At 64.7% G+C, this 15,387-nt stretch carries 11 protein-coding genes; 7 read left to right on the forward strand and 4 right to left on the reverse strand.

The window, feature by feature from the left end; all coding sequences use genetic code 11:
• Window positions 1-186: 186 nt before the first annotated feature.
• Window positions 187-1,224 carry a hypothetical protein gene (locus BIU91_RS05440; RefSeq protein WP_139196661.1) on the reverse strand — a complete coding sequence of 346 codons (1,038 nt, stop codon included), beginning with the start codon at window positions 1,222-1,224 and terminating at the stop codon, window positions 187-189.
• A 437-nt stretch (window positions 1,225-1,661) separates the two neighbouring features.
• Here BIU91_RS05440 and BIU91_RS05445 point away from each other — a divergent pair, with 437 nt between their 5' ends.
• The 6 genes from BIU91_RS05445 to BIU91_RS05470 all read left to right on the forward strand — a co-directional run bounded on the left by BIU91_RS05445 (window position 1,662) and on the right by BIU91_RS05470 (window position 10,053).
• Window positions 1,662-4,316 carry a UvrD-helicase domain-containing protein gene (locus BIU91_RS05445; RefSeq protein WP_071404540.1) on the forward strand — a complete coding sequence of 885 codons (2,655 nt, stop codon included), beginning with the start codon at window positions 1,662-1,664 and terminating at the stop codon, window positions 4,314-4,316.
• Window positions 4,317-4,476: 160 nt separating this feature from the next.
• A complete protein-coding gene (locus BIU91_RS18455) occupies window positions 4,477-5,502 on the forward strand; it encodes a hypothetical protein (RefSeq protein WP_139196662.1) in 1,026 nt (341 codons plus the stop codon).
• A gap of 286 nt (window positions 5,503-5,788) precedes the next feature.
• Entirely contained in the window at window positions 5,789-6,310 is a 522-nt protein-coding gene (locus BIU91_RS05455) for a hypothetical protein (RefSeq protein ID WP_216099647.1), read from the forward strand.
• Window positions 6,311-6,351: 41 nt separating this feature from the next.
• A complete protein-coding gene (locus tag BIU91_RS05460) occupies window positions 6,352-7,710 on the forward strand; it encodes an ImmA/IrrE family metallo-endopeptidase (RefSeq protein ID WP_139196663.1) in 1,359 nt (452 codons plus the stop codon).
• Window positions 7,711-7,742: 32 nt separating this feature from the next.
• Window positions 7,743-9,383, forward strand: a complete 1,641-nt coding sequence (locus BIU91_RS05465) for an adenylosuccinate synthetase (protein ID WP_071404566.1) — start codon at window positions 7,743-7,745, stop codon at window positions 9,381-9,383.
• Window positions 9,384-9,387: 4 nt separating this feature from the next.
• The gene (locus tag BIU91_RS05470) at window positions 9,388-10,053 is read left to right on the forward strand and encodes a hypothetical protein (RefSeq protein ID WP_071404543.1); all 666 of its coding nucleotides are present in this window, start codon (window positions 9,388-9,390) and stop codon (window positions 10,051-10,053) included.
• An 86-nt stretch (window positions 10,054-10,139) separates the two neighbouring features.
• Here BIU91_RS05470 and BIU91_RS05475 read toward each other — a convergent pair whose 3' ends face one another.
• The 3 genes from BIU91_RS05475 to BIU91_RS05485 all read right to left on the reverse strand — a co-directional run bounded on the left by BIU91_RS05475 (window position 10,140) and on the right by BIU91_RS05485 (window position 14,043).
• Window positions 10,140-10,364 (reverse strand): hypothetical protein, encoded by a 225-nt coding sequence (locus tag BIU91_RS05475; protein WP_139196664.1) that lies wholly within the window; start codon window positions 10,362-10,364, stop codon window positions 10,140-10,142.
• A complete protein-coding gene (locus BIU91_RS05480; RefSeq protein WP_071404545.1) occupies window positions 10,365-12,419 on the reverse strand; it encodes a DEAD/DEAH box helicase family protein in 2,055 nt (684 codons plus the stop codon).
• Window positions 12,420-13,011: 592 nt separating this feature from the next.
• Entirely contained in the window at window positions 13,012-14,043 is a 1,032-nt protein-coding gene (locus tag BIU91_RS05485) for an AraC family transcriptional regulator (RefSeq protein ID WP_071404546.1), read from the reverse strand.
• Between the two features lie 190 nt (window positions 14,044-14,233).
• Here BIU91_RS05485 and BIU91_RS05490 point away from each other — a divergent pair, with 190 nt between their 5' ends.
• Window positions 14,234-15,289, forward strand: coding sequence for a GAF domain-containing protein (locus BIU91_RS05490; protein ID WP_071404547.1), 1,056 nt, complete (start codon window positions 14,234-14,236; stop codon window positions 15,287-15,289).
• The last annotated feature ends 98 nt before the right edge of the window (window positions 15,290-15,387 follow it).

Here is a 15,387-nt window from a genome sequence, read left to right on the forward strand (position 1 = left end):
AATCCTACTAGGCGGACGTCGAGGATTCGACCAAACGCCTCGTCGAGGGACCGCCCGCCGATCCGGTGTCGGACGCATTTTGTTGAAAACGCAGGACTGCTGGTAGTAATGAAAGGCGGGACTGAGGCGCCAGTTTAGGGGGTCAGGACGAGTCCAAGTCGCCGCGAAGCCGGACTGCGCCAGCGGCTAATGCTTCACCAATAGCTCGCTCAGTCCGTTCCGAACTTCGCCTAACGTCTCATCTACGAGGTCATGTAAACGCCCGATGAGCTTCGGCACATGCTCGTACTCTGAGGCGAATATTAAACGCTTTGCGAGTTGCATGCGTCCCTCCGCAGCTCTCCAAACATCGGGCTGCGTGTCGGCTTCGCATTGTAGGAGTGAAACCGCTCGTGCGCAATTGCGAAACTGTTCCTCGAAGAGATGAAAGAGGCGCAGGTCGAGAAATTGGGATGACGATTCATGGAGTGCAATGTGCCGGTGGAGGTTTTCCAGGGCCGCTAACCCGTACCTACGCTCGCTCGCGATCGGAAGTTCCCAATCGGTCCACCAGAAATTCCGCACCCATTCGCGGATGTCGTGATCGCCACCGCCCTCGCTGTTCAGGACCGAGGTGAGTTCACGAATGATGCGGACGTTCCGCTCCGAGGAGCTCACGTCCCGGTCCGGGATCGACATCACGTGGATCAATGCCTTAAAGAACTGCCAGGTGTGATCGTGGTGGACGGCATGCGCCGCGTCAAGATAAGCCTTTTCGAACGTTTCCGGCGGCACCTTCTGTAGTGCGAGTTTGCCGTTCCCTCCGAGGGCCACAACTATGATCGCGTCATCTTGCACCTCAACGACAAGGTATTCGTGAAGATACCTCCCCGTTTGGTTCGTAAGAACGTTTTGGTTTACGAAGACGACCGGCCATTCATTCCGTGGGATCTTGTCACCGAGGAACGGAAGAAGTTCTCCGGGCCCTCGAAAGTCAGTCTTGGGGATCACGACGCTATCGCGGGCTAAATCAACGTAGCGGAATGCGTCAACGTACGCTCCGTGCATGGAGGGCGGCTGATGCTCGCCCTCGTATTCAGCGTCGAGCCAAGCGGGCTCGAAGGTGAATACATTCAGGTAACTCGACCGCAGCAGGTTTTCCAGCGATGCGGAGTGCATCATTACAGCGGGGTAAGCCGTATAGGCGCTGTTTACCGGCCCTTCGATCATCTCAACTGCCCGCACGAGCCCCTCCTCAGGTCGTCAATGACCTCTCGCCTGGATGCTCACGGTAGCCGTCACACTGGACCTACACAACCGCACTGACCAGGTCCGCGTGAGAGATCGGGCCCACGTCGATCGCGCGGTGATTCGTGCCGTACCCGCGAGCACGTTGAACGGCCGGCGGCCAGGGATGAAGGTTGACCGGTGGACGCCGCCCGATGGAGCTGATCGGTGGCGCGTCGGTGCATTGCCGCTGTGGTCGTTGGGTTCGGAGAGGGTGAAGGAGTGTCCCTCGCCGGGCTTCTGCGAGCAGGGGAGGGGCTCCCGGGCGGGCGTCCGTCCTTGGTGTCCGCGCGTCGTTAGGCTTCGGTTAGATCGACACGGGGAGACGCACGATGCGGTGGAAGCCGACTTTCTGGGCACAACTGTTCGGCCGGGGACGCGGGCACGTTGTTCAGGTGGAAAAGCTTGCCGTGACCGTGCAGGGGGTGCGCGGCACGGCGACGGAGGACGCACTAGACGCGGTCGTTCGTTTCGACCGGTCAGCGCGGAGTGTCAGCATGCTCGTCGGTGGCGGCCAGTACGTCATTGCGCAGGGCTTTTCACGTCGCTCCCACGAGGCGATCGAACGGGCGGTGCGAGCCGCGCAGGCAGATCGTTCCCGCATCGATCACGCGGTACGCGCTGGGATGGCCGCTGGTGCCGCCGCGCTGGCATGGTGGGCGGACGTAGAAACGGCACGCCGACAAGATCGCTGGGCTGACTACGACACAATCACCCGGCTTGAGCGGTCACGGCCGGCCACAACAGCATGGTCGCACGCTGCTGCGGACGAGGCACTCAGCGTGTACTTCCTCCCCCGCCCTGCGGGTGAGCGGGAAGCACTCGAGCAGGTGACTCGCGTGAACCTCCGGGAGATGTTCGCGTCGCGGAACGAATCCTTTCTCGTCCGCGAGACCAGGGAGCTCGCGCCCTTTTTCCGCACTGTTGAGAAGTCGCCGCTCACAGACGAGCAGACACGGGCAGCTGTCTGCTTCGATAACCGGGTGCGAGTGATCGCCTCAGCTGGGTCCGGGAAGACCTCCACGATGGTGGCGCGAGCCGGTTACGCGCTATACCGTGGCATCGCCAATCCCGCCCAGATACTCGCGTTGGCTTTCAACAGCAAAGCGGCGGCGGAACTGTCACATCGGATGAAAGCGCGGCTCGGCGCTGCGGGGGCAAACATCACCTCGAGTACATTCCACGCGTTCGGGCTTCGAATCATCGGCGAGGCAACCGGGCGGAAGCCATCGGTTCCCGACGATCTGGTGCGGGACAACGGTCTACGTCGTCTCGCTGAGGTGGTCGACACATGCCGGGACCGTGACACGTCGTTCCGGCGCGACTGGGATCTGTTCCGGCTCGTGTTCGGACGTCCGCTGCGGGAACTTGCAGACGACGACGATCCTGAGGCCCTGAACGCAGTAACCAGGCATGACGAGTATCGGACCCTCGGAGGTGAGGACGTCCGCAGTCACGAGGAGGTGATGATCGCCAATTGGCTGTTCATCAACGGTGTCCGATACGAGTACGAGCGTCCGTACGAGCACGATGTCGCCGATGCCCACCACCGGCAGTACCAGCCTGACTTCTACTACCCAGATATCGACACCTGGCATGAGCACTGGGCGATCGGCGCCGACGGGAACGCGCCGCCACACTTCGACGGGTACGAAGCGAGCATGGCGTGGCGTAGGACCACCCATCAACAGCATCACACCTCACTCATCGAGACGACCTCAGCGTCGATTCGCGACGGCTCGGCATTCGAACATCTCCGTCACGAACTCGGATCTCGGGGCCTTGTTCTCGAGGAGAACCCGTACCGCGAAGCCGTCGGCGAACCACCGATCTCTGACAAGGAGTTCATTCAGCTGCTGCGAACGTTCATGGGGCACGCGAAGGGCAACCGGCTGGAGGCGGACCAGCTGCAGCGGGGCGCGGGACAGTCCCTGCGGTCGCGGCTGTTCCTGCGGCTGTACGCGACTGTTCTCGACGCGTGGGATCGGAGACTGCGAGCGCACGGACAGATCGACTTCGAGGACATGCTGAACATGGCCACCGATCACGTCACCTCCGGACGCTGGAGCAGCCCGTACCGCGTCGTCATGGTGGACGAGATGCAGGACACGAGCGTCGCACGTGCTGCCCTCGTCCGCGCGCTCGTGGCGACCCCCGGCTCGTTCCTCTACGCCGTCGGTGACGACTGGCAGTCCGTGAATCGTTTCGCCGGCGCGGACCTCAACGTCATGACGAACTTCGAAGGACGGTTTGGCCCCGGCTCGACGGTGTACCTGAGCAGGACGTTCCGATCGCCGCAAGCTCTCTGCGACATCGCCGGCGCCTTCGTGATGCGGAACCCGAGGCAGATCGAGAAGCGGATGCGCTCCGCAGCAACCGCCAGCGGCCCGGCGCTGCGAGCGGTCAGCGTACGGAGACGATCCGACTACGACAACGTTGCGGGTGCTCAGCTGCAGGAGATTGATCGAAGCCTCGACGGGCCGGCCACCGTGCTGATACTCGGGCGGTATCGCGCAGTCAAAGAGAACCTCGAGCAGGCGCTCCGGTACCGCTATCGGCATCTGAGCGTCGAGTACAACACCGTGCACGCGTCGAAGGGAAAAGAAGCAGACTACGTCCTGATCGTCGGCATGGATCGAAAAGCGTTCCCCAGCACCATCGAGGATGACCCGATCCTGCACGCGGCAATGGCGGATCCTGACCCGTACCCGTTCGCCGAGGAACGGCGGCTGTTCTACGTGGCGCTGACGCGCGCTCGACGACAAGTGCTCCTCCTGATGACGACTGGCCGCGAGTCGCCGTTCATCCTGGAACTCGCGCACGAGGGGCACCTCACCCTCGAAGCGGCAGACGGGGCGAAAACCTCGTCGGAGGTCTGCCCGCGATGCGACCGCCGATTCCTCGTGCCGCGATCCGGCAGAAACGGGGAGTTCCTTGGCTGCGCTGGTTACCCACGATGCACATACACGCAGGACAGCCGCAAGGCCGCTCGGCTGCCAGCAAAGCGGCCGATGCCTCGGCGGCGACCCTCCACGCACAGCTCAGCATGAACCCAATCAGCGCCCGACCCTTCAGTTAGTCGGGGTCGTACCGGTGTCGTTCGGCTGTCCAATCGTCCGTTGTTCGTGGCGGAAGCGGACCGGATCCGCTTCCTACCGAGTCGGCCCCACCCGGATGCCCTCGTAGGGCCAGACCTCTCAGAATCCCGGCGTGCCGAGCGAACGGCATCCAGCTCGCGGCGGACCCGAGGAGCGGATCGCCGAAGACGACCTGAACCGCCTCGGCAGGGAACCCGAAGTTGTGCTCCTCGCCCAGGACGCATCAACATGCGATTGTTCAGGCATGGCGAAGCGGAGCGGCAGCAACGTAACCGGCGATCTCTGGGAGTTGAAGGTAACCGAGCTCCTCCTCGAGCACGGTGTCGCCATCAACGTGTTGACTGCTTCCGACACTGGATGGGACCTGCACTGCCACGTACCCGCGGGGCTTTTCCTGCGGTCGTCTACAGCGGGGCATGCTTCCTGGTCCCTGTCTGGGCGAAGCACTCATGTCCAGGTAAAGAGCGCACCCACAGATCTCCTCAGCGTTGGCACGGTCCGAGGGTGGGTATCTGGCACCGCCAGCGGCGTTCCGACGTTCCTCTTCGGCCGGTTGAACGACAACGCGGTGTTTAGCTCTCCCGCGGACCTTGCGTGCTGGCTCAATAGCGGACAGACGCCCGATGATGATGCTGCCAAGCATAAGTACACGTTCAGGGGTAAAGAGACGCGGTTGCAAACACCGCTGGCAACCCACCCTTATTCCGAGACCCGTTTTCCCTCCGTGCTGCAGCTGTGGGTTCGGTACCCCCAGCTCGCTCTGCACTTTCGAGCAGTTACAGCTTGGATGAACCACGAGGCCGGTGCGTCCGACTTCTACGAACACGTCATGCCCGAACTAGCTAATGCGATCTGGGCTGACGCGGGATTCGGTAAGCACACCGAAACATCGGAATTGGAGGCGTCGCTTGTCGGGCTCTACCGAGCCGCAGGGTCCGACGATGCCGAGGGATATGCCTTGAAACTAATGGAGTCCGGCTTTGCGGAGGAGCGACTGGTCGGGGACGGCCGGTTCACGCGCGACTCCGTATACGGCGTGGCATCGCTGGTCGACAACCACAACCCCAGCGGCTCGGTCGTACATCTCCTAAACGACCTCGCCTACCTGCACAGCACGGATGCGCGAGTCCCGCAGTAGCCGCCGAGATACGACGGGTGCGAGCACCCGAAGGCCGCCCGGCCGGACCCCGGCTCGCCCTGCAACTCCTTTTGCGCGACAGTAAGTTCGGTCGCCGCGTACACAGCTGACGACACTGGGTCGCAGCGTGACGCTGTGTGCCTGCGCTACCGTCCCTGTGTCAGCTCAGCGGTCCCAAGGCTGGTGGGAGCACCAGCTGCGGGGACACGGAGTTGGTGCCCGGCGCTACCCCCGACTCGGAGGGATGAGGAGCTCACGGCCGACATCGCTGTGGGATGATTCTCCCATGGGACTGGCACTCGAACTCGTCGCGGAGGCTGACCCGACAGCGCCGGCGAAGCAGCTCGAGTTTGATCTCGGCCTCCCGCCGAAGCTGATCACCCGCCGCCCGAAGCGCAGCAACGGCGTGAGTCGCGCGATGCAGTCTGTCGCCGAGTTCCACATGTCCTTCGACCTGCCCCTGAAACGCACCCCGCAGCAGCAGGTCGACACGGATCTCGGCGCGTTGCGCGTGGAGCTGCTCCGAGAAGAATTCGAAGAGTTCAAGGCCGCTGTCGTCCGTCAAGACGTCGTTGCCGTAGCTGACGCGCTCGGCGACATCGTGTACGTCGCGTACGGTGCAGCGCTCACGTATGGCATCGATTTGGACGCTGTCCTCCGCGAAGTGCACCGCGCGAACATGAGCAAGCTCGGACCCGACGGCGAACCGCTGCTCCGCGAGGACGGGAAGGTTCTCAAACCGCCGTCGTACGTGGCGCCAGATGTCCGCCGCGTTCTCCTCGACCAGCCGCCGCTCTTCCTCGACTGAATACTTGCCGACGCGCCATCGTTTCCACCTAAAGTGAGGCCGTGAACCAACGGCAGTGGACGAATGAGTCTGTGCGTGCGATGGCCGCAGGGCGAGATCCGCTGCAGGCCGCGAGCGACGCCGCCGCGCAGCTCCTCGCCGAAGCTGAGCGGCTCGGGGTCGCAGGGCCGCCGTTGGACGTGTTCGCCTTCGCCGCCGAAAAGGGGATCCAGCTCCGCGCACGGCCCGATCTTACCGACGCGCAGCTCTCTGCAGACGACACCGGGCTGACGATTCACTACAACCCGAACCGTCCTCGGGGGCGGCTCCGTTTCAGCATCGCCCATGAACTGGCTCATGCCGTGTTCCCCGATGCCGCCGAGCAGCTCCGACATCGAACTCCATCCGGCGCAGTAGACACCGCAAGTGCCACGGATGATTGGGAGCTGGAACTCGTCTGCGATGTCATTGCAGCGGAACTGCTGCTCCCCGAGCGTGCCGTCCAAGGAATCTTGAACGTCGATCCGGACATCGACTTCCTCATGGAGGTCCGACGTCGATGGGACGTTTCGACGGAGGCGATGCTTCGCCGGGTGACCAGCGCAACTCCCCGGCCGCTCGTACTGGTTGCAGCGTCACGCCCCGGCGATGGCAGTGACACCAGCGTCCGCGTTGACTATGTGGTGCGCTCGGAATCGGCGGCGGCGAAGCTACCCGGGTTTTTTCACGGCGCGACGCTCGCTGACGTCGCACCGGTGCTCGCCTGCACCGCGGTGGGGCAAACCAGCCGTGGCGACGCCACTATTGGTGGTGACGCCTTCTACGTTCAGGCGGTTGGCGCGCCGCCGTACCCGGGACAACGGTGGCCTCGCGTGCTCGCCCTCATCGAACCGGCTGATACGCGGCGAACGGAACCGAACCTGTCGTTCGTCACGGGGGATCTCCTCGACGTTGACGGGGATGCGCCGGTTGTGTTTGCCCACGTCGTCTCCGACGCGATGCGCGGTTGGGCTCGTTTCGGGGTCGCTGGTGCCCTCGGACGGGCGTTCCCCGACTTCGCGGGGGCATACCGGTCGTGGACGTTGGCTCATCCGGATCATCTGCAGCTTGGGTCCATGCATTACGTCAGCCGCGATGTTGGCGGCCGCCCAACTGGAGTGGCAAGCCTTGTGGTGCAGTCCGGGTTTGGTCGCGGCTCCACTGACCGGCTCCACTACGACGCCCTGGACATGTCCCTCAAGCAGCTCCGTGTCGAGGCGACACGGGCCGATGCAGTCGTGCACGTACCCCGGTTGGGGGCAGGCCGAGCCAGTGGGCGATGGGACAGAGTGGAAGAGTTGCTCAGCGCCAACTTGGTGCAGGAGGGGGTCCCGGTCGTGGTGCACACCCTCCCGGCCGGAACGCCAGGGGGTTTGAGGTGAGTGCGATACTTCCCGACCCGGACGACGCTGACGTGCAGGTCGAACCACGGATCGTTGCTCTCAGCGGGCCGGTCGGATCTGGGAAGACGACCCTGGCGCGCAAGCTGGCGACGAAGTTCAACGCCGTGCACATCCGAACGCAGGACCTGATGGCGGATGCGGCGGTCGACTTGGGCGTCGTCTTGGAACCCGAACGTCGTGCGATGCAGAAGTTCGGCGAACAGCTCGACCGGGACACTGACGAGCGGTGGGTCGCCGACCAGGTCGCGAAGTTCGTGGCTGGGGGAGGAGCGCGCGGGGCGCTTCTCATCGTGGATGCTGTTCGCACGCTCCGCCAGGTTGATGCGCTGCGGGAAGTGTTCCCCGCAGCCGTGACCCACATTCACGTGCACGCTCCGGAAGCCGTGCTCACGCAGCGATACCAGAACCGTCACGACAGCGGCTTCGCTGAGCTCAGCAGCTATCAGGACGTTGCCGAAGATCCAACCGAAGCGAACGTCGTCACGCTCACCGGCGATGCGGACATCACCATCGACACCCACCGGTGTTCCGAACTGGATGTACTCGCGCGAGCGACGGCAGCGTTGAGCCTCTACCCCTCGCATGCGGACCGCTTGGTCGATGTCTTCATCGGTGGTCAGTACGGCAGCGAGGGAAAGGGCAACATCGCCTACCACCTCGCGAACGAGTACGACCTGCTGCTGAGAGTCGGCGGCCCGAACGCGGGTCACAAGGTCCCGACAACTCCGCCGTACACCCATCGGCTCCTGCCTTCAGGAACGCTTGGAAACCCGCGCGCGAAGCTCGTTATCGGACCGGGTGCGACCCTGGACCTGAAGGTGCTGACGCAGGAAATCGCGGACTGTTCCGTTGACGCTGAGCGGCTGTCGATCGACCCGCAGGCGATGATCATCGAACCTGAGGACCTCGAGAAGGAAGCCGAGCTGGTCAAGACCATCGCGTCGACCGGAAAAGGTGGAGGAGCGGCCGCGGCACGTCGCATCATGGGACGGCACGGCGGGGCAGACCCAAACGTTCGGCTCGCCGGGGACGTCATGGAACTCAGCGCGTACGTCCGTTCCACGGCAGACATCCTCGAGGCGGCGTTCCGCGATGGCAAGAAGGTCATGCTTGAGGGAACGCAGGGCACGCTTCTGAGCCTGTTCCACGGCTTCTACCCCTGGGTGACGAGCCGGGACACGACAACCGCTGCATGCCTGTCCGAGGCTGGCATCGGCCCGCACCGGCTCCGCAAAGTCGTCATGGTGGTGCGCACCTACCCCATCCGGGTCGGTGACCCACCGGCATCCGCCGCAACGTCAGGTGTCATGGGTGCGGAGATCGACTGGAGCGATATCGCGGAGCGTTCCGGCCTCAACGAAGAAGAACTGCGTGACACCGAGCGAGGATCCGTCACCGGCAGCAAACGACGGGTCGCGGAGTTCGACTGGGACCTTCTGCGTCGTGCCTCCGAACTGAACGGCGCCACCGACATCGCGTTGACCTTCGCCGACTACCTCAGCGCTGAGAACCTGCACGCTCGACGGTTCGACCAGCTGACGGACGAGACCATCCGGTTCGTCGAGGAAGTGTCTCGGGTCGGGGGCGCCCCGGTGTCGTTGATCGCGACGGGATTCGATAACCGCGCCTTGATTGACCGAAGAGAGTGGTAACCCTATGGATCTTGACCATCTCATCGAGCTGCATCCGCAGCTGTTCCACATGGCTGAGGCAGGCAGCTGGCCGGCCATAGCAGAGCACGGGCTCCTCCCGACGCGAACCATCGTGAAGACGTCGAACCTGCGCCAGGAGGAGATGTCGGAGCTGCTCGACCAGCGGCGTGCAACGTCAGTTCGCATCCCGCATCCGCAGCTCGGCGACGTCGTGGTCCGCGACCAGGGGCCGCTCAACTTGACGCACTTGGAGCCGAAACTCATCGACGTTTCGGTGGAGGGATGGCTGGACATCCTCAACGAGCGGGTCTTCTTTTGGCTCCACCCAAACAAGCTCGCCGGTTTGTTGACAGCACGCCGGTATCGAAACAGTATCCAAGACGTTTTGACGGTGGACACGAGGAGTCTGCTGGAGTCGGCGGGGGAGCGTGTTCGACTCTCGCCTATCAATTCAGGCGCTGCCCTGTACCCGAACGCGACACCTCGCGGTTCGGAGACGTTCCTGCCGATCGCTGACTACGACTACGCGGCTCGGCGACGTGCCCGCGGCTCGGTTAACGCGATTGTCGAACTCGCGGTCATCGGCGGAGTTCCGGACATCGCGGAGCACGTTGTGTCGGTTCGCCGGATGCAGGGACTCGAAGAAATCGGTGAGTACTCGTTGCGCTGACCCGTTCAGTTGCGCCGATCTGGCTAGTGAGGCGCTCAAGAGAAGCCGCAGTCGTATCGTCGGCCGCGCTACTCGTTCCTCCGGTCTTACTCCACGAACTGCGCGGTGATGGCGGCGAGTTCCTGCTGCGCGCGTTCGAGCATCGGACGGGCGCATTCAGCGCAGTACGTGGTCGTGTCCATGGGGCCCTCGACGACCACGAGGCACAGTTCGCCCTTCGTGATGACGTGCGTGTTGTTGCGCCAGCACTTCCGCTTCCGGCCAGCTGTTTCTGTGCTGACGTGCTTCAGGACGTTCTTCACTGCAGGCATTTACTTCTCCAGTTGTTGAGCGATGCGCTCATCGAGTTCGTCGCCGATTTCATCGAGCGACGCGTACGCGGTCTCAAGTTCGTCGAGAGTCCAGTCCGCGCGCGAGTTCGGTGTCCTTCCAACGAACCTGTTGATCTCGCGGTTCATCAGCACCGTGATGGCCTTCGCGTTGTCCATGGGGCGGAGCTTCATCGCCTTGGCGATGCTGAACGCGGCGCGCGGCTCACCGAGGTTGATGAGAACCCGGTTCGCAACGGTGCGGGACCGGGACGCGACACGCTCGCGCAGCGACTGACGCTGCACCTGCGGTTGGACGGGAACCTCTGGTGCGGGAGATTCGTCCCTGGTGGACCGATCCGCGTACCGGGCGCGGAGCTGTTCGGCGGTGACGCCAAGCTCACGGAAGGTGAAACCGCCGGGGCCCGGCTGGTTGAGCATCTGCTCGATGACGGCATCCTCGGCAGGGTCGATAAAGGACTTGTTGACGAAGTGACTGAGCTGCTCGCCAGCAGCTACCGGGACGTCGAACCGTTGGGTGAATGACTCCTCGTCGACGCCGCGAGGGGATGAGGCGCCGGCCCCGCCATCGCCGCCTGTCCACCCCCGGACCATCTCCTGGTCGGGGCGGTCGAGCTCTCGGAAGTCGTCCCACTGCTGCTCGTTGTTGAGCCCCACGTGCGAGACAACGAACCCCTCGTTGTTCGGGCTACCGGGGGCGTTCTGCTCCACGGTGCGCATGATCCGGCCGACGAACTGGATGTACGGCGACAGAGAACGGTACGGCCGGAAGATGGCGGCGACGCTCAACGGCGGGTGGTCGAAGCCCTCTCCGAGCATCTGAACCTGCACGATGACGTCGATCTGATTGTTTCGCAGCTTCGCCAGGACGGCGGCGACCTTGGCGTTGTCCAAGCCGGAGTGGATGACCTCGGCCTGCAGCCCGGCTTCCTGGAAGATGGCGCGCACTTGGTCGGCGTGGTCGATGGACATCGCGGATGCTGCGATCTGGTGAGGGAACCCTGTCGCTGATCGAAGCTGCTGGAGCTTCTCGATCGCCTTCGCTGCGATGTGGCGGTTGCATTCGTCGGAGAGCGCGACGCCTCGTCGGAACCACGCTTCCTCGTTCAGTTCGAGGATCTGTTCCAGCGTGTACGTGTCGTCGCTGCCGTTGCTGGTGAACGTGATCTCTGACGGGTACGCCGACGCTGAGACGATGTGCTTGATGAAGCCGTTCATCATCGCCAACGAGAACGGGTACCGGTAGATGACGTCACCGAGGAGGTCCTTGTTGTCCGCGCGGAACGGCGTTGCCGTCAAGCTGACCACTCGGGCGTTCGGGAACGCGCGGATCACACGCTGCCAGCTCTCCGCTGCGTTGTGGTGTCCTTCGTCGATGATCACGAGGTCGAAAAAATCCTGGGGGAACTGCGACAGCCAGCGGTCGGCGTTGCCGGCGAGCTGCTGGATGTTCGCAACGACGATGTGGCTGTTGACGCAGTCGTCGAGGTTCGCCTTGGGTCCGTCCACCAGCGCGGTGAACGGTCCCGCGGTGAAGCTGTCCAGGACGCCGGCACGCTTCCAGAAGCATGAGGCGTTCGAGATGCTGAGATCTGCGTACAGGCCTTCTCGGATCGTGCGGTTCGGCGCGATGACCAGCGTCCGCTGCTGGGACAAGCCGAACGGCAGCAACGCCGCGACACCGGTCTTGCCGCAGCCCACTGGCAGTTGAATGATCGCCGGCGAGTTCGACGTGGCGAAGTGCTCCATGGCGGCACGGTGCGCTTCGACTTGCGGTTCGCGCAGACGTGCGTTGCCGTTGATGTTCGATTCAGCGTTGTGGAAGAACCCGGCGACGGTGTCCTTCCCGCTCGCCGCCGACCCGTACTCGAGTCGGAAGGGTTCCAGGTCCGCGATGCGGTAGTAGCGGTACTTGCTCCCGGGACGTCGCACCGCCGCCAGCGTCCCAGCCGCGTCCCATCGTCGAAGCGTCGCGGCGGAGACGCCCACGAATGCCGCAGCTTGGGCGATCGTCAAGTAGTCGTCGAACTCAGCCATACTCAGAAGTTAGCACAAGTCCGTCAACCTTACGCAACATTGGAAGTTCTTCCTCGGCATGGCCAGCACGCACTGGTCGAGTTGTCCTTCGCGGAGGCGTCGCTCAGCGTGAACCTGATTGGTAGCGTCATCGCATATCTGGTCACGGAGTTGGAGGGGCCTGCTCAGGCCCACGGGCTGCAACGGACGCTCAGTACCGGCGCCACGAGACGATGGAGAAAAAGACACGACGGTCGCCATACACGCCATCGGGAGTCCCAGGCTGGTGTCAACCTGCACACCACGAGGACAAACCGTGTCACTCAAGGCGAAACGGCCTTGACCAGCCGATTCGTTCAACCGGAGGAAAATGCAGGAAGAGCCGGAGGAAACGACCGCATCCTCGCAACCCGTCGAACCCTACGGTTACCCGGAAGGATGGAGATACGTGAATCGCCCGCCACAGAAGACCCCCGTGCATGCGGGGGTTTTCTTCGTTCGGGGGGAGTGGCCTCGGCGCAGATGCGGTGCACTCTCCTGAGCGCACGACTCCGCGCCGTGGCTGCGTGGCTGCGTGGCTGCCGAGCGAGGATCGGGCCCAGTCAGCGGAGCCTCAGCCCGCCGGCTCCTGCGTCGGCTCCAGATGCCCTTGCGGGCGTCTTGTGCGCCGCATCGTGGTGGATGGCAGCTCGCCGAACCGTTCGGCGTAGGCGCTGGCGAAGCGACTGATGTGCAGGAAGCCCCAGCGAGCGGCGACCTCGGACACGGTGACGCTGTCCGAGCGGGCGGTGATGAGGTCCTCGCGGGCCCGCTCCAACCGGAGCCGCCGCAGGTAGGCCGTCGGCGTGGTGTCGAGTTCTCGTCGGAAGGCTTCCTGGAGGCTGCGGACGCTCGTCGAGACGGCGGACGCGAGCGTTCCCACCGTCCACGGCTGCGCCGGGTCGTGGCGGAGGAGTTCAACGGCGCGGGAGACCGACCGGGGGCCGGATCTTCCTTGCGGCGTGTGGAGCGCCGTGGAGTGGTTGTGCGGCTGCCCGAGCAGCAGGCTGTGCAGGAACACCTGCTCGAGGCTGCGGATCGCGAGTGGGTGTGCGAGGACGCCTGGCGTCCGCCGAGAGCTTTCGTCGACGAGCCGGACGGCCTGTGAGACGGCGCGGCCTCCGTCGGTGGTGAGGTCGAACTCGGTCTGGAACTCGAGCGGTGTCGAGGCCGGTGCGTCCAGCAGGAGCTCCAGCTCGGTCTGCAGGTCGCCGTGCGGGATCATGATGGCGACCTGCGCGAACCAGTCGCTGCAGTCGAGTTCCACGGGTCTGCCCGGCATGAAGACCCCGGCGGTCTGCTCGGTCCCCCGGAACTGCGTGCCCCGGGCGGCACGCATGGTCATCTGCGACCGTACGGGGATGTCGAGGTGGTAGTCGACGGGTTCCGCGGTGCGTATCAGGACGGCCTCGCGGAAGCGCATGTAGCCGAACGTGATCCGACCGGCCGTGAGCGCGTTCAGGTGCATGCGCAGACCTGGGACGGGTTCGGACGGGGTGGCCTGCACCGGGAGGAACACCTCACTGAGCACGGCCGCGGCCTCGTCGACGGTGGTGCTGTCGGCGAGTCGATGCGAGGCGAACATCTCCGTCGCTGCCCCGGTCATGGCGCGACTCTACCGGCCGCGCCCACGTCCACCGGACACGATCCCGCGCGGATCGACGGTGACTCCGCGCGCAACGGATGGCGTGTGGTCTTCCGGCCTGTCTACGGTCGTGTCCAGCCGGCGCGCACCCGTCGGGCTCCCGGAAACCAGAGCAGTCCAGGAGCAGCTGCGTCGAACAAGGAGGTTGACGATGACCATGCTGGAAGCCCCACGACTGCCCGACCGTTCGTTCACGCCGCGCATCGTCACAGCGTCGGCGAGCGGCGCGGACTCGGACCGGATCCTCGTGTTCGGCGATGCGGTCTTCGCGCCCGGAGTGTCGCTGCCCGACGCCGCGCGGACGATGGCGGAGAACGTGGCTGCACGGTCCGGACGTGGTGTGGACGTCACCGCGGTGCCGTGGTCGAGCTGGTCCGGCCAGACGCTGGTCTCGGCCGGGAGCGGTCTCCACGTCGCCAACTACGACGTGGTGGTGGTCTGCCTGTCCGGCAGCGTCGTCCACAGCCGCACGACGAGCACCGCGGTCGTCGGTGCCGCCGAGGAAGCGCTCGTCCTGGTCGATCAGCTCCGACCGCTCCTCGCGCCGACCACGGAGATCGTGCTCGCGTTGGCGCACGAGGAGGACCAGTCCGCGCTCGTGACCGCACTGCAGCAGGCGCGACGAGACCTGGTCGTGCTCGGCGTGGACACGGACGTGATCACGTGCACCCCGCCGCTGTTCGTCGAGGTCGTGCACCTGTTGATCGAGCAGCAACGTGCCCGAGCCGGCAGCCCGCAGTGGCTCCGGTCGACGCCGCAGCGTGTGCAGGACCGGTACGACGCGATCCGTCGCCTGGGTGTCGTCGACGCACCGGCCGACGCCGCCCTCGACCGGATGGTGCAGCAGATGACGGAACTCTTCCGCACGAGAGGGGCTGCGATCACGTTCCTGCCGCTGGGACGGCAGTGGTCCGCGGCGAGCGTGTGGTTCCCACGCGGGACGGGAGCGCTGCAGGACTCCTTCTGCCGTTCGACCGTGCTGCGCTCGGGACCGACGGTCATCGAGGACGCATGGGACCGGAGCCGTCCGCAGGTCGCACGGCGGGGACGGATCCGCTTCTACGCGGGGCATCCGTTGGAGGACCTGGACGGCACCCGCGTCGGTGCGGTCTGCGTGTTCGACCCCGCTCCACGCGATGCGGGCACCGTGGAACTCGACCTCCTGCGCGACTTCGCCGTCCTGGCGCGCGACACCCTGCGCCGTTGAGGACTTCACCAGTTCCGGGTCGGGTGGAGCGCCCTGCGCCGCACGGCGCGGGCTGATCGACGGGCGGGAGGGGCGGGATCGGGTACCCCCGCCCCTCC

It is taken from the genome of Curtobacterium sp. MMLR14_002 (genome assembly GCF_001864975.1).
In the GTDB taxonomy this organism is placed as follows: Bacteria; Actinomycetota; Actinomycetes; order Actinomycetales; family Microbacteriaceae; genus Curtobacterium; species Curtobacterium flaccumfaciens.

Bases quoted from the DNA above. Each gene is read 5' to 3' on its own strand.
- BIU91_RS05455 (WP_216099647.1), top strand. From the start codon at position 5,789: ATGGGACTGGCACTCGAACTCGTCGCGGAGGCTGACCCGACAGCGCCG.
- BIU91_RS05470 (WP_071404543.1), top strand. From the start codon at position 9,388: ATGGATCTTGACCATCTCATCGAGCTGCATCCGCAGCTGTTCCACATG.
- BIU91_RS05475 (WP_139196664.1), bottom strand. From the start codon at position 10,364: ATGCCTGCAGTGAAGAACGTCCTGAAGCACGTCAGCACAGAAACAGCT.
- BIU91_RS05480 (WP_071404545.1), bottom strand. From the start codon at position 12,419: ATGGCTGAGTTCGACGACTACTTGACGATCGCCCAAGCTGCGGCATTC.
- BIU91_RS05485 (WP_071404546.1), bottom strand. From the start codon at position 14,043: ATGACCGGGGCAGCGACGGAGATGTTCGCCTCGCATCGACTCGCCGAC.
- BIU91_RS05490 (WP_071404547.1), top strand. From the start codon at position 14,234: ATGACCATGCTGGAAGCCCCACGACTGCCCGACCGTTCGTTCACGCCG.